Source organism: Pseudomonas sp. SWRI111, assembly GCF_014268555.1.
Taxonomy (GTDB): domain Bacteria; phylum Pseudomonadota; class Gammaproteobacteria; order Pseudomonadales; family Pseudomonadaceae; genus Aquipseudomonas; species Aquipseudomonas hamedanensis.
The window spans coordinates 612,089-625,706 of record NZ_JABWQQ010000001.1 but is presented as its reverse complement, the minus strand read 5'-3'; the positions used below and the strand labels follow the sequence as shown (position 1 = coordinate 625,706).

The following is a 13,618-nucleotide window of genomic DNA, read 5'->3' as shown; positions in this document are numbered from 1 at the left end:
CTCTCGTGCAGTACGTTTGGGCGGCCGGTTGGCCGCCTTTTTTTTAGAGTGAAGGGGTTAGGGGATATTTTTGTCGAGCGTGAAGCACCCTGAGTATGTCGATCTCCCCATTCACCCGATAAACCAGCAGATAGTTCGGATGAATCACCATTTCGCGAGTGCCATGCACTCGACCGGATCGGTAGCCACGGGGTGTGGAAGAAAGTTTCTGCGCTGCGGCAACGGCTTTGCGCTGAAAGGAAACCGAAGCAATGGAGTTGTGCTGGTCGATGTAATCAATGATGTCAGCCAGTTGACGAATTGCCTTGTAGCTCCATTTAACCTGCAGCGCGGCGCTTCCTGCGGTTTTCTTCATTCATCTGGTCGAGCATCACCATGGCTTCGGCATGGGGAATGCCCGGGTGCGGATCATTAAGTGCTTCCTGTACCTCAGCACGAAACCAAAGGTCGTAGCTCGCAGCCTCTTCTTCGGTTTCGAAGTCTGAAACGATAAGTGAAAGTTCAGCGCTCATAATGACCTCCATGATCAATGTGCAGCAGTCTAAGGGGGATGTGGGCTCGTTGTCGTCACTGGCAGGACGAGGAACACATCATCCCAAAACAGACCATTCATATCTGTCAGACGCTTCGCTTGTGAAAGGCGTGAAGTCGATCAGGGGTGTAGTTCGATTCTGTAGGAAATCAGCTTTTGGTCATCGAGCTGACAGCCGCCGCTAAAAGCAGCGGCCACAGCTACGTCGCCTTCAATTGCCGTCCGCCACCGTGCGCTCGATCTCGTCGACCTTGCGCTGCAACTCTTCCGCGTCCTGCTCTTTGACCCGGGTGGAAGAGGGCGTAATGGTCTTGTCCACACCCTCGGTGCTGCCGTCGCGGTCCTGAAGATCGCGCTCGACCACGTTCACCGGTTTGCCGCTGGCATCGGTGGGCGGGGCGTTGGGGGTTTTGTCGTCATTGGGGTTCATGTCGCTGGCCTCCTGTGGGTGTAAATATTGGAGACAGCGCGGCGGCAGACGTTCGAAATTTTTCAGCGCCAAAGCCCTCTCCCGCAGGAGAGGGCACAGCGGCGACTTTTTCAGTCTTTGAGAATGTCGCGATCTTTGGTTTCCGGCAGAAAGAACGTGCCGAGGATCGCGGTCGCCACAGCGATCACGATCGGGTACCACAGCCCGTAATAGATATCACCGGTGGCCGCGACCATGGCGAACGCGACGGTCGGCAGGAAGCCGCCGAACCAGCCGTTACCGATGTGGTAGGGCAGCGACATCGAGGTGTAGCGGATACGTGTCGGGAACAACTCGACCAGCCACGCGGCAATCGGCCCATAAACCATGGTCACGTAGATCACCAGGATCGTCAGCAGAAGCAGCAGCATCGGGTAGTTGGCTTTTGCCGGATCGGCTTTTTCCGGATAGCCGGCTTCTTTCAGCGCGCTGCCCAGGCTGGCGGTGAAGGCGTCGTTGCGGGCCTTGAAGTCGGCGGCGGGCAATGCGCTGCCTTCGAAACTTTCGATGACTTTGTCACCGATGCGCACCTGCGCCACCGTGCCCGGTTCGGCCGCGACGTTCTCGTAAGGAATCGCCCGCTTCGCCAGCAGGGTCTTGGCGACGTCGCAGGAACTGGTGAATCGCGCCTTGCCGACCGGGTCGAACTGGAACGAGCACTGGTCCGGGTTGGCGATGACCTTGACCGGGTTTTTCTCTTGCGCGACGAACACGTCAGGGTTGCCGAACTGGGTCAGCGCAGTAAAGATCGGGAAGTACGTCAGTGCCGCCAGCAGGCAGCCGACCATGATGATCGGCTTGCGTCCGATGCGATCAGACAGGCTGCCGAAAATCACGAAAAACGGCGTGCCGATCAGCAACGAACCGGCGATGAGCAGGTTGGCGGTCTGTGGGTCGATCTTCAACGTCTGCAACAGGAAAAACAACGCGTAAAACTGTCCGGTGTACCAGACCACCGCTTGCCCGGCGGTGCCGCCCAGCAGCGACATGATCACCACTTTGAGGTTGTCCCAACGGGCGAAGGATTCGGTCAGCGGCGCCTTCGAGGCCTTGCCTTCGTCCTTCATTTTCTGGAACACCGGCGACTCGCTCAGTTGCAGGCGGATGTACACCGACACGGCCAGCAGAATGATCGACAGCAGAAACGGAATCCGCCAGCCCCAGGCTTCGAATGCTTCGGTACCCAGCGCCGTGCGGCAGGCGAGGATCACCAGCAGCGACATGAACAGACCGAGGGTGGCGGTGGTTTGAATCCACGAGGTAAAGAAACCGCGCCTGTTACGCGGCGCGTGTTCGGCCACGTAGGTCGCGGCGCCGCCGTATTCGCCACCCAGGGCCAGGCCTTGGAGCAGACGCAGGGTAATCAGAATGACCGGTGCCGCCACGCCAATGGTCGCGTAACCGGGGAGCAGACCGACGATGGCGGTTGACACGCCCATGATGACGATCGTAATCAGGAAGGTGTGCTTGCGTCCGATCATGTCGCCCAGGCGGCCGAACACGATGGCACCGAACGGCCGTACCGCGAAGCCGGCGGCAAAGGCCAGCAGGGCGAAAATGAACGCGGTGGTTTCGTTGACGCCGGCGAAGAAATGCTTGGCGATGATCGCCGCCAGCGAGCCGTACAGGTAAAAGTCGTACCACTCGAAAACCGTGCCCAGCGAGGACGCAAAAATGACTTTGCGTTCCTCCTTGGTGATGCCGCCGCTGCGCGGTGGCGTGCCGGTGGATGCTGTGTCGATTGTGGCCATGGGTGTTCTCCGTCGTGCTTATTGTTGTAGGCCGGAGTCCCCCGTTACTGCCTGTCGCACTCTGGCCCGTTGGCATCTGCCGCCATTGCTGTCGCGTGAAGCTTGCACAGTCTGACCGCCTCGCAGGGCTGCAAGGTTTCCTCAAGCATAATCAGCTTTTGCCAGATATCCACTCGGCCTACGCTTTCACCCAACGCTGGCGGCTCCAGGCACTCAACCAGTCAACCAGAAACACCAGCAACAGCATCGCCAGAATCACCGTACTGGCCTGCGCTTCCTGGAACAGGCTCAGGCTGACATAGAGCATCTGACCCAAGCCGCCGGCGCCGACAAAACCCAGCACGCTGGCCATGCGGATGTTGTTTTCCCAGCGATACAGGCAGTAGGCGAGCAGTTGCGGGGCGAGATTCGGCAGGGTGCCGTAGCAGAACGCGAGAATCGGATTACCGCCCTGCAAACGGATCGCCTCGGCCGGTTGCGGTGGGGTGTTTTCCAGCGCTTCGGCGAACAGTCGACCGAGTACGCCGGTAGTGTGCAGGGCGAGGGCGAGGGTGCCGGCGTTCGGTCCCAGCCCGGCGGCGAGCACCATCAGCGCCGCCCAGACCAGCTCCGGAATCGCCCGCAAGCCGTTGAGCAGCAGGCGCGCCGCGCTTTGCAGTGGCCAGCCGAAACGCCCGGCGGCGGGCAGCGCCAGAACGATACCAAACAGCGCCGCGAGCAGGGTGCCAAGGGCCGACATGGCCAGGGTTTCCAGCGAACCGTGAGCGATGGCTTTCAGGTAACCAGCGCTCAAGTCGGGGCTGAGAAAACGCTGCACATAAGCGCCCATCTGCTTGAGGCTGTTGGCGCTGCCCAGCTCGCCGAGATCCAGCTCCAGATAAGCGAAGGAGGCGACGACCGCGACGGCAATGCCGAGGACCAGCAGCACGTTGATCAGGCGCCTCATGTCAGTCTCCAGCGCAACAGACGGCTGAGCTGATCGGCGCACAGCACCAGCAGCAAAAACGTCAGCAACATGCTGGCGACTTCACCGCCGGCGAACATGCGGATCGATAAATCGATTTGCTGGCCCAGACCGCCGGCCCCGACAAAGCCCATCACCACCGACGCGCGGATTGCACATTCCCAGCGATAGACCGTGTACGACAGCAGCTCTGCCGCAACATTGGGCAGCGTGCCGTAGGCGAACGCCGCCAGCCGACCGCTGCCGGCCTGCAGCAAGGCGTGCGCCGGGCGCTGGTCGGTAGATTCGAAAATCTCCGCGTAAACCTTGCCGAGCATGCCGCTGTAAGTGATGGCGATGGCCAGCACGCCCGCCGCCGGACCCAGGCCGACCGCGCGGACGAACAACAGCGCCCAGACGATCTCCGGCACGCTGCGCAGGAAGATCAGCAAGCCGCGCACCGGCCAGCGCAGCAAACGCCCGGGCAGGCTCGGCACGCCGCCGCGTGAGGCGGCAGAAAGTGACAACGCGCGGCTGGCGATCAGGCTTGCCGGCACTGCCAGCAGCAAGGCCAGCGCCATGCCCGCCGTGGCAATCGCCAGGGTTTGCAGGGTGGCTTTGAGCAGTAATTGCAGGAACGCTTCATCGTGCGCAGGCGGCCAGAACGCCGAGACGAAACGGCCCATCTCGCTTCGACTGTCGGCCTGAAACAGCACACCCAGATCGAGTTCACTGAGGAGGATGCCCGGCCACAGCAGGGCAATCGCCAGGACGGTGAGCAGTAATCGCGGCCACGCCGCAGGGTCGCGTGTATCCGTTTTCAGCATCGCGGGATCTGCACAATCAACGGCGCCACCGCAGCGGTTGGCGATTGCAGTTGTTCGTTGGCGTACAGCGCATCGAGCTTGTCGCGGCTGACCTGATCGGAAGGGCAGTCGAAAAGGACCTGCCCGTCGCGCAAACCGATGATCCGTGGGAAGTGCGCCAGCGCCAGTTCCACCGCGTGCAGGCTCGCCACCAGCGTCACGTTATGCTCGCGGGCATGGCGCGCCAGGATCGACAGCGTATGCCCGGCCAGCACCGGGTCCATCGCCGAGACCGGCTCGTCGGCCAGCAGAATTTCCGGCGCCTGATACAACACCCGGGCAATACCGACGCGCTGCAATTGCCCACCGGACAATTGCTGGCAATGGGCGAACAATTTGTCGCCCAGATCCAGTTGCGCCAGTGCGGCGCGCGCACCGGCCACATCCAGCGGATGCAGCAGGTTCAACAGACTTTTGCCCAGACTCCACTGACCGAGCTTGCCGGCCAGCACCGCGGTGATGACCCGTTGACGCGGCGGAATCGGCGGTGCCTGATGCACCAGGCCGATGCGCGCCCGCAGGCGCTGGCGTTGCCGGGACGACACGTGCCAGGCGCGTTCGCCAAGCACCTCGATCTCGCCGCTGCTGGGCTTCAGCGCGGTTGCCAGCAGGTTGAGCAAACTCGACTTGCCGGCACCGGACGGGCCGATGATCGCGACCTGTTCGCCGACGCCAATCTGCACGTCGACACCGCGAAGGGCTTCCACGCCGTTGGCGTGGCGCAGACTGCCCTGGTGAAGGCGTAGGGTCATTTCAGCAGTTCGGCGGCGCGGGCGGCTTCCTCGATGCCCTTGTAGTTGTCGGGCTGGGTGTCGATAAAGCGGCTGGCGGCTTGCAGGTCGAGGATCTTCTTCTGCTCAGGTTTGGCCGGATCGAGGTCGAGGAAGGCCTTTTTGATCTTCGCCGCAAGCGCCGGGTCGAGGGTACCGCGCACGGTCCAGTTGTAATCGAAGTAGGTCGGTGTGGTGGCGAAGACCTTGACCTTGTTGGTGTCGACCTTGCCGGCATCGACCAGCTTCTGCCAGACGCTGGCGTTCAACACACCGGCATCGACCTTGCCGGCCTGTACCCAGGCAACGGTGGCGTCATGCGCGCCGGAGTAGGCGACGCGACTGAAATAGCCCTCTGGCTTGATGCCGTCATTCTTGAGCATGAAGTAACGCGGCATCAGGCTGCCGGACGTGGAAGAGACGGAACCGAAAGCGAAGGTCTTGCCCTTCAGATCAGCGAGGCTTTTCACGTTCGGGTCGGCGGTGATGAACTTGCTGGTGAACTGCGCATCCTGTTCGCGCTGCACCAACGGGATCACCGGGGTCGTCGCGTCAGTCTTCAAACGTGCCTGGACAAAAGTGAAACCGCCGAGCCAGGCCATGTCGAGGCGATCGGTGGCCAGGGCTTCAACCACCGCCGGGTAATCGGCAACGGGTACGAACTGCACCTTCATGCCCAGTTGCTGCTCAAGATAGGCACCCAGCGGTTCGAACTTGCGCAGCAGCTCGGTCGGGGCTTCGTCGGGAATCGCGCTGACGCGCAACACATCAGCGGCTTGCGTCATCAGGGCAGAAAAGGACAGCGCCAGACCGGCGGTGAGGGCGAGGGTACGCTTGAACATAGAATTCTCCGTTTCGTAAGCGTCAACATTCGAAGGGCCACCGGTAGTTAACGGCGCGCCACGTCAGGGTAGACGAAACGGCGAGGTTATACGCATTCGCGAGGAGATTGGCCAGCCTCCGTGCCGGCGCGTTGTGTCTGTTTATGTGCTGTACCGGTCAGGCCGCTTCGGGCAGTTTCGCAATCACCTTGATTTCAAAATCGAAACCCGCCAGCCAGGTCACGCCGACAGCGGTGACAGTCGGAAACGGTGCTTCGCCCCAGAACTCCGGCACCACACTCCAGATCGTTTCGAACGTCGAATGCGGATCGACCATGAACACCGTGACATCCACTGCATCATCGAAGCTGCAACCAGCCTCAGCGAGAATTGCATTGAGGTTATTAAAAGCCGTGCGCACCTGATCACGCAGATCTGCCTCGGGTGAACCGTCCTCGCGACTGCCGACTTGTCCGGAGACAAACAGAAAGCCGTTGGAACGAATCGCCGGCGAATAGCGGTGACGCTCGTAAAGAGCATGGCGGGCAGGTGGGAATACAACGTCGCGCTTGTTCATTGGATGACTCCATCATTGGGTTGATGGGCCGACTGTAGGTATTTGCAGGCGGGCGATAAACGCGCAAGCTTGGCGTTCACTGTTTGTAATTGCCGAACAATCGAGGGGTGCGAATGGACCGGTTCGATGCGATGCAGGCCTTTGCCCGGGTGGTCGAGGCGGGCAGTTTCACCAAGGCCGCCGAGACCTTACACATGAGCAAGACCACCGTCACCCAACTGGTGCAGCAACTGGAGGCGCGCTTGCGGGTGCGATTGCTCAATCGCACCACGCGCAAAGTCAACGTTACCGCCGACGGTGCGGCGTATTACGAGCGGGTGATCAAGCTGCTGGCCGACCTGGACGACGCCGAAACCAGCCTGCCCGGCGCTGCAGCACTGCCGCGGGGGCGCTTGCGGGTCGACGTACCGAGTCCGTTCGCGCGGCTGATTCTGGTGCCGGCCTTGCCAGCGTTTCATGCGCGCTACCCGGATATCCAGATCGACATGGGCGTCAGCGACCGCATCGTCGACATCATTGATGAAAACGTCGATTGCGTGGTACGCGGTGGCGAACTGCTCGACCAATCGTTGATGGCGCGCAAGGTCGCTGATCTGCCATTGGGCGTGTTTGCCGCGCCAGCGTATCTGGCTCGCGAGGGCACGCCGGCGCATCCGCTGGAACTGGAAGACTCCCATCACCGTGTCGTCGCTTTCCTCTGGGCTCGCACCGGCAAACCCTTGCCCTATGCCTTGCACAACGGCCATGAACATCTGCAAATCAAAGGCCGCCACGTGCTCGCGGTCGACGACGGCAACGCCTACCTCGCGGCGGGCCTCGCCGGGTTGGGCGTGCTGTGGTTGCCCACGTACATGTCTGACGCGCCTGTGGCAAACGGAGAACTGCTGCCGCTGTTCGAAGACTGGCAGCTTGAACCGATGCCCCTTTACATCGCCTACCCGCCGAACCGGCATGTCAGCCTCAAGTTGCGGGTGTTTATTGATTGGGTGGTGGAGTTGATGGCGTAAGAGGGTGGTAGGGCGAGGGGAAGGCAAAGACCAGTGCGACTCTTGATGGTCATCCGCGTCTTGTGTTTGGGCAGTTGGTAGGGCGGCAGGTTGGTCTGTCTGTATGCGCTGCCTGTCGCCAGCGGCTGGTCGGGATCCCTGTCTAAATAGCTGATCACCAATTGCTGACCCACACGCGGGATGGCCATCGAGCCCCCGAGTCGCCGCCACCCATGGCCTGGTAGATCACCGGGCAATCGGTGTGGATGCTGATGGTGCCCAGTCCGCCGACGCGGTCGCTCAGGATCAGCGTGTGGCCGTCGGCACGGTGTTCGAAGGTGTAGAGCAGGCCTTCCTCGGCGGCGAGGCGGGCGATGAAGTAGAGGTCGGTTTCGCCGGCCTGCACACAGTATTCGCGGGGTTGGTGCTCGAAGCAAATTTCGCTACGGATGTCGGTGAGCTTTTGTCCGGCGAGCACGTTGGTGATGATGTCGGGCACGGTCTGGGCCTGGAAGATGCGCCAGTTGGAGCGTAGATCGAAACGCTTCAGGGTCGGCTCGACCACGGCGGTGTAACGGGTGCGGCGAAAGGCGGTGTCGCCCCGCTGGAACAGGCTGACCAGGCCATGGACGTAGCGGCCACCAGATTGTCGCTGGCGTCGTACTGGTAGTCTTTCTATAACAGCGGCAGCGCTTCGCGGGTGGCGTTGCGGTAGTGCAGGGCTTTCTGACTGAGACGACCGCTGCGGGTGGGGGGGCAGGCTGCCTTGGGTATGCAGCACTTCGTCGTGCAGTAGCGCTCGAAATCGTTGGTTACCCCTGCCGTTGAGGTTGAGATGATGCAGGTGGCCGCTGCCGTAGCTCATCAGGTTGTTGAGTTAGCGCAGATCGGCAGAGTGAAGGTTTGAAATGGTCTGTGAGTGATTTTATCATGGCTTTTTGGAAGCTCTAGACAGTAGCTCGGTTGCTCGATCAATTTCATAAGTTAACGCTTCATCGTCATTCTGGAACGTTAGAGCTCTATTTAAAGTGCGGATCGCCTCTTCAGGTGAACCCAGCTCAATTAGTAACTCACCAAGGCATACCAATGATTGAATTAGTGTCACTGTGTCATTGGTATCGTTTGCCTGGGAGATGACATCTTCCAGTTTTTGGCGGCCCCTCTCCACGTCTCCACGGTCTAGTAACAAAAGCGCCTTCTGAAATTCGAGTTCGGTTTTCATATTGATTTCATTTGCATCCATATTTTTTGGCGAAGGTTCTTGATGATTTGGGGATGTTGTACTGCCTCATCATGTTTTTTATATTTCTTTGTAGATCGGACTTCTTAAAGTCTGGGTTTTCGGTGAACCAATTTTTCCATTGTTGATTCCAGCCGGATTTATGAATGTTGGAGTGCTGGGCATTGGGGATTCGTGAAATCTGTCGGTGAATATAGTTCTCTGGATCTAGTATTCCAGCCTTTTTCATCTGAGCTAAGAAGGCTTCGTCTTTCATCATCGCCTGAGGGATCAAATGGTGATCTCTCATGGACGCAGGGCCGTACCGATCTCTCCAAGTTGGCGTTGTTCTAGACATGCCGCCTTCTGTAGTTCCTGTTGTAAGCCCTAATGGATCTATCCACCCAATCGCGTTCGGCGCGTACTGATAGAGATTGATCCCACCCATTAACCCAATCGGATCCGGCTGGGTAAACCGTCCCACATCCGGATCAAAAAACCTGAAGGTGTTGTAGTGCAGCCCGGTTTCGCGGTCAAGGTACTGGCCTTGAAAACGCAAGTTCTGTTCACGCCCTGGCTGCTGATCATGCCATTCGTCCCGCGCCTTGCCCCAGGCCTGGTACTCGCTGTGCCACACCGTGTTGCCGGCGGTGTCGGTGAGCTGTTCCGGCTGCCCGGCCAGGTTGGTGTGGAAGTAGAAGATCGCCTCGCTACCGGGCTTGCCGTCGAGGCGGGCCAGGGGTTCATAGCTGTCCGGATCGGCATACACGTACAGGCTGGGCCTGCTGTCCTGCACCTCTTCCAGCAGTCGCAACCCTTGCCAGTGGAACAGCGTGCGGTTGCTCGGCTCGCTGGCGTCGTCGTTGTACACCTGCTTGCTGATGCGCCGGCCCAGTGGATCGTAGCCAAACACCACGCGTTGGCTCAGGGCGCCGTTCTGTTGATGTACCTCGATCAGTCGGTGTTCGGCATCGTACTCGAAACGCTGAATACGGCAGTTGCCACTGCGCTTTTCGCTCAGCCGCCCGAAGCGGTCATAGCGATAGCGTTTGTCCTGATACACATGCACCCGGTTGTGCTTGATCAGGCCGTTGACCCGGTAGCCATCGAACAGGTTGCCGGCCGCGTCGTAGTTGAGACTCTCGATGTGCTGGCCCAGCGATGCGGGGCTGCCGCGGTGCATGCTTTGGATCTGTTCGACGGGGTTGTAGCCATATTGGGCGCTGCCTTGATAGCTCTTGCCGGTCGATGATTGGTTCTGGAAGCGACCAATCAGGTTGTCGTCATTGGCTGCCGTGGGCGGGCGCTTACCGCCTGGGCGCTGCGTCTGCGTGAGTATCTCGGCCACCAAGTTGTCGCCAGCGTCGTACTGGTAGTCCTTCTGCAACAGCGGCAGCACCTCGCGGGCCACCTGCTGGTAGTGCAGGGCTTTCTGACTGAGGCGGCCATTGCGGTCGTAACGGATGCGGGTGTGCAGGGCGCCTTGGGTGCGCAGCACCTCCTCGTGCAGTGAGTCGCGCTCGAAATCGCTGATCACCCGGCCATTGAGGTTGAGCTGATGCAGATGGCCGCTGCCGTAATACAGGTGGTTGAGCTGACGCTGATCGGGCAGGGTCAGGGTTTCAAGATTGCCCAGTTCGTCATACTGGTATTGCAGCAGGCCGGCGCTGTTAGTCTCGCTGAGCAATTGGCCGAGGTCGTCGTAGGTGTAATCGAGCCGCTGCCGGTCACCTTGGTTATCGGTAAACCTGATCGCCAGCAGGTTGTCGGCGTTATCGTAGGCATACTCGGTGACCCCGTCGTCGGTGCGTTTGCGGACCAACCGTCCCAAGGCGTCGCGCTCGAAGTGGTGCACCAGTAGCATGTGCGGTTCGGCGCTGTCCTTGCCATCCAGATCAGGTTCGGCACTCGGCGCAGGGATATGGCGGATACCGGTGAGATCACCCAACGGGTTGTACTGGTAAATGCGCCCACTGCCGTCCAGGTCCTGCTGGGCCAGCAGGCGGTCTAGCGCATCCCACTCGAAGCGGTAGCGTTCATTGTTTTCATTGCTCAGGTGCAGCAGGCGGCCATAGGCGTCGTAGCTAAACTCGACACTGTGGCCGAGGGCGTCAACCCGCTTGATCAGACGACCACTGCGGTCATAACGCAGGCGAGTGATACGCTGAGCCGGGTCGGTATAGGCGGTCAGTTGGCCGGCGGGGTCGATGTCGTAGCGGTCGATGCGCCCGTCCGGGCGCTGGCTTTCGATCAGGTAGCCGCGAGCGTCATACCGATAGTGGGTATGCTCGCCACGGGCGTTAATGGTTTCGCTAAGCAGACCCCGCCGATCATAGCGGTAGTGGGTCTCGTTGTTGGAGCAATCACGGTAGTTGAGCAATTGCCCGTGGGCGTTCCAGCGCAGGTACTTGTGTTTGTCTAAAGGGTCGGTGATGCATTGGACTTGGCCTTGGCTGTCGTAACGGTACTGGGTCTTTCGACCGAGAGGGTCTTGCTCCCACAGCAGATTGCCCTGGCCGTCGTAGCCGAAATGTTGGGTGCGCCCGGCGCCATCGGTGATGCTCAGTGGCAAGGCCCAGTGGCGGGTGTAGCGGATCCGTTCGCAGCGGCCAAGTGGGTCGCGGGTCTCGATCAGGCGGCCGAGTTCGTCATAGCCGTATTGCCATTCGCCGCCTTGCGGGTCGATGCTCTTGAGCAGTTGGCCGCTGAGTACGTCTTCCTGCCAGCAATGGCCCATGGGGTCGATGTGTTTGTAGATCTCATAGAAGGGCCCCCAGTAGTAATGGTCCTGGCGACCGAGGCTGTCGGTGACTCGGGTTTCGCCGTTTTCCAGGTAGTACTCGAAGCGATAGTCCTCGCCATCGCTGCCCCAATGGCGGATGACGCGCCACTCATGGTCAGGCTGAGGCTCCAGCAGCGGAGGGAAGTTGCAGAGGCTGCCATCTGAGCGGACTGATTGAGGACGTTGCGCGGAAACTTCGAAGCGTTTCCATTGATACTGCCGAGTCGCGCCGCTGGGTAAGGTGTGGCTATCGAGGTAGCCTTGCGCCGTGTAGGTGAAACGACGCAAAATCTGGCCGGTGGCATCGAGTACGTCCTGCAGCTGGCCGCGTTGGGTATAGCGATAGCTGGCAAGCACTTCGGTGTGTTCGATCCGGGGATCATTGCCAAGCTTGATGTAGAGTCGTTCTACTTGGCTGACCCGCTTCGGGTGCTGCGTGTCATAGCTCAGTCGAACGGTGGTTTGGCTCAAATCGTCGCACACGTAGTGCAGTCGGCCTGTTTGGTCGTAGAGAAGCCGCAACGTATTCAGGTTACGATCGCCCAGCCTGGTCAGGCGTGAGCGTTTCGGGTTGTGCGGGTCGGTCTGGAAGACTTGGTAGAGACCGGTGTAGATGTCCTCGACCACGGTCTGCCCGTCTTCCAGTTGAAAAAACGCCAACCCATCGAGCACGCTGACAAAGGCATCGCTTGCCTTTAGCCGACCCAGTTCCAGGCGGGTGCCTTCCTCGTCGACATAGATCCACAACTCGCCGCCCTCGGGGTGGGGCACGCGCAAAATTTCCACTTCGTAGGGCACGCTCCAGCCCATGCCGAACAGGCCGTCGAGGCGCAGGTCGTTGCTGTCGTAACCTCTGGCCCATTCGATGGGGAGCAGGCCCGGTAAGGTGAAGTCGTGATCCTCGGGGCCGCCCAGCACCTTGCTCCCGGTTGAAACAATCACCGGGCTGCCTTTGCACGGACGGATGCGTGGCTGCGGTTTGGGGCTGCCTTTCGGGCGTGGCCGAAGCCTGATTTTGCGGGAGATCAGCATGCCGGCCACCATGCCGGTAAATTGCGCAATCTTGCTTTTGCCATTGCGGATATCCCGCACGGTCAGTGGCTCGCCACCTATGCGCACGTTGGGAGACACATTGGCATCGCTGTCGATGGTTGCATCGCACGTGGTCTTGTCGCCGGCTCGGGCGGCAGGCTGCCCGTTGATGAACACCTTGCTGGACCCTTGCGCGATGTAGGTATCGGGCATGGGAGGATGGCGCTCGCAAGTGACCCTATCCTGTTCTGCTGGCGCCGTTCCTGGGGCTGCTGGAGTTGTGACAGGAGGGTTGAAGATGTCGTAGATCGCCATGCCCAGCCCGAGCACAGGTAAGAGCATGGGCGCGGCGGACATCGCCATTGCCCCGATATTTTCCAGAAATGACGGTTCCGTCTCTTCTTCGGAGGCGTCCGCAGCGCTGCCTCCTGTGCTGCGCCCTGCGGCCCGAGCAGCGGCCTTTCCGTTGACGCGGGTATTCTGCGAGCCGCTTTCAATCTTGCCGAATGGCTCTGCCGGGAACACGCTGTTGGCGAGAGAATCACAGCCGTCGGTGATGGCTTCACCAATGCTCTTGTCGCCTATGGGAATCATGCTGGCACCGCCTACCAGTGCTCCAGCAATCACAGGGACAAGCACTGCCGCCGCACCGCCCGTACCCACAACCGCGACAACGGTGCCGGCGATAGCCGCTGCAACGAGAGCAGTCGCGGCGGCGTAGACAACCGCTTCTGCCAATGCACTCATCAGCTCGGCAGCGAGTGGTGGGTGAAGGATCGCGTCGCCTTCCCTGGCGGCATGGACGTTCTGCGCCATTGGTGTGTGCTCCTTGCTGAACGGGCGTGTATGCAAATGGGTTGAGTGGCCTGA

13 protein-coding genes are annotated in these 13,618 nt (G+C 60.3%); 1 reads left to right on the top strand and 12 read right to left on the bottom strand.

What is annotated here, in order from left to right; all coding sequences use genetic code 11:
• Positions 1-43: 43 nt before the first annotated feature.
• The 9 genes from HU755_RS02555 to HU755_RS02515 form a co-directional block, all read right to left on the bottom strand.
• Positions 44-355 carry a type II toxin-antitoxin system RelE/ParE family toxin gene (locus tag HU755_RS02555; protein ID WP_186630489.1) on the bottom strand — a complete coding sequence of 104 codons (312 nt, stop codon included), beginning with the start codon at positions 353-355 and terminating at the stop codon, positions 44-46.
• On the bottom strand, positions 318-512 hold the full coding sequence (locus tag HU755_RS02550) for a stability determinant (protein ID WP_186630488.1): 195 nt from the start codon (positions 510-512) through the stop codon (positions 318-320). The genes HU755_RS02555 and HU755_RS02550 overlap by 38 nt, the downstream gene beginning before the upstream one ends.
• A 231-nt stretch (positions 513-743) precedes the next feature.
• Positions 744-962, bottom strand: a complete 219-nt coding sequence (locus HU755_RS02545; protein WP_186630487.1) for a hypothetical protein — start codon at positions 960-962, stop codon at positions 744-746.
• 110 nt (positions 963-1,072) lie between these two features.
• The gene (locus HU755_RS02540) at positions 1,073-2,752 is read right to left on the bottom strand and encodes an MFS transporter (RefSeq protein WP_186630486.1); all 1,680 of its coding nucleotides are present in this window, start codon (positions 2,750-2,752) and stop codon (positions 1,073-1,075) included.
• Between the two features lie 178 nt (positions 2,753-2,930).
• Positions 2,931-3,698, bottom strand: coding sequence for a phosphonate ABC transporter, permease protein PhnE (phnE, locus tag HU755_RS02535; protein ID WP_186551341.1), 768 nt, complete (start codon positions 3,696-3,698; stop codon positions 2,931-2,933).
• Positions 3,695-4,522, bottom strand: coding sequence for an ABC transporter permease (locus tag HU755_RS02530; protein ID WP_186630485.1), 828 nt, complete (start codon positions 4,520-4,522; stop codon positions 3,695-3,697). The genes phnE and HU755_RS02530 overlap by 4 nt, the downstream gene beginning before the upstream one ends.
• Positions 4,516-5,313 (bottom strand): phosphonate ABC transporter ATP-binding protein, encoded by a 798-nt coding sequence (locus tag HU755_RS02525; protein ID WP_186630484.1) that lies wholly within the window; start codon positions 5,311-5,313, stop codon positions 4,516-4,518. Before HU755_RS02525 ends, HU755_RS02530 begins: the two co-directional genes overlap by 7 nt.
• Entirely contained in the window at positions 5,310-6,173 is an 864-nt protein-coding gene (locus HU755_RS02520; protein ID WP_186630483.1) for a putative selenate ABC transporter substrate-binding protein, read from the bottom strand. Before HU755_RS02520 ends, HU755_RS02525 begins: the two co-directional genes overlap by 4 nt.
• A 157-nt stretch (positions 6,174-6,330) precedes the next feature.
• On the bottom strand, positions 6,331-6,729 hold the full coding sequence (locus HU755_RS02515) for a RidA family protein (protein ID WP_186551345.1): 399 nt from the start codon (positions 6,727-6,729) through the stop codon (positions 6,331-6,333).
• A 113-nt stretch (positions 6,730-6,842) separates the two neighbouring features.
• Between HU755_RS02515 and HU755_RS02510 the strand changes: the two genes are divergently transcribed.
• The gene (locus HU755_RS02510) at positions 6,843-7,736 is read left to right on the top strand and encodes a LysR family transcriptional regulator (RefSeq protein ID WP_186630482.1); all 894 of its coding nucleotides are present in this window, start codon (positions 6,843-6,845) and stop codon (positions 7,734-7,736) included.
• Between the two features lie 154 nt (positions 7,737-7,890).
• On the opposite strand, the gene HU755_RS02505 is transcribed toward HU755_RS02510, so the two are convergent.
• From HU755_RS02505 to HU755_RS02495, 3 genes are all read right to left on the bottom strand, one after another.
• Positions 7,891-8,496, bottom strand: coding sequence for a contractile injection system protein, VgrG/Pvc8 family (locus HU755_RS02505; RefSeq protein WP_346655420.1), 606 nt, complete (start codon positions 8,494-8,496; stop codon positions 7,891-7,893).
• Between the two features lie 147 nt (positions 8,497-8,643).
• Positions 8,644-8,937, bottom strand: coding sequence for a hypothetical protein (locus tag HU755_RS02500; protein WP_186620046.1), 294 nt, complete (start codon positions 8,935-8,937; stop codon positions 8,644-8,646).
• A gap of 7 nt (positions 8,938-8,944) precedes the next feature.
• Entirely contained in the window at positions 8,945-13,564 is a 4,620-nt protein-coding gene (locus tag HU755_RS02495) for an RHS repeat-associated core domain-containing protein (protein ID WP_186630481.1), read from the bottom strand.
• Positions 13,565-13,618: the final 54 nt, after the last annotated feature.

Excerpts from the sequence above, each read along its gene's own strand:
- HU755_RS02520 (WP_186630483.1), bottom strand. The coding sequence starts at position 6,173 with ATGTTCAAGCGTACCCTCGCCCTCACCGCCGGTCTGGCGCTGTCCTTT.
- HU755_RS02550 (WP_186630488.1), bottom strand. The coding sequence starts at position 512 with ATGAGCGCTGAACTTTCACTTATCGTTTCAGACTTCGAAACCGAAGAA.
- HU755_RS02500 (WP_186620046.1), bottom strand. The coding sequence starts at position 8,937 with ATGAAAACCGAACTCGAATTTCAGAAGGCGCTTTTGTTACTAGACCGT.
- HU755_RS02555 (WP_186630489.1), bottom strand. The coding sequence starts at position 355 with ATGAAGAAAACCGCAGGAAGCGCCGCGCTGCAGGTTAAATGGAGCTAC.
- HU755_RS02530 (WP_186630485.1), bottom strand. The coding sequence starts at position 4,522 with ATGCTGAAAACGGATACACGCGACCCTGCGGCGTGGCCGCGATTACTG.
- HU755_RS02495 (WP_186630481.1), bottom strand. The coding sequence starts at position 13,564 with ATGGCGCAGAACGTCCATGCCGCCAGGGAAGGCGACGCGATCCTTCAC.
- phnE (WP_186551341.1), bottom strand. The coding sequence starts at position 3,698 with ATGAGGCGCCTGATCAACGTGCTGCTGGTCCTCGGCATTGCCGTCGCG.
- HU755_RS02510 (WP_186630482.1), top strand. The coding sequence starts at position 6,843 with ATGGACCGGTTCGATGCGATGCAGGCCTTTGCCCGGGTGGTCGAGGCG.
- HU755_RS02545 (WP_186630487.1), bottom strand. The coding sequence starts at position 962 with ATGAACCCCAATGACGACAAAACCCCCAACGCCCCGCCCACCGATGCC.
- HU755_RS02540 (WP_186630486.1), bottom strand. The coding sequence starts at position 2,752 with ATGGCCACAATCGACACAGCATCCACCGGCACGCCACCGCGCAGCGGC.
- HU755_RS02515 (WP_186551345.1), bottom strand. The coding sequence starts at position 6,729 with ATGAACAAGCGCGACGTTGTATTCCCACCTGCCCGCCATGCTCTTTAC.
- HU755_RS02525 (WP_186630484.1), bottom strand. The coding sequence starts at position 5,313 with ATGACCCTACGCCTTCACCAGGGCAGTCTGCGCCACGCCAACGGCGTG.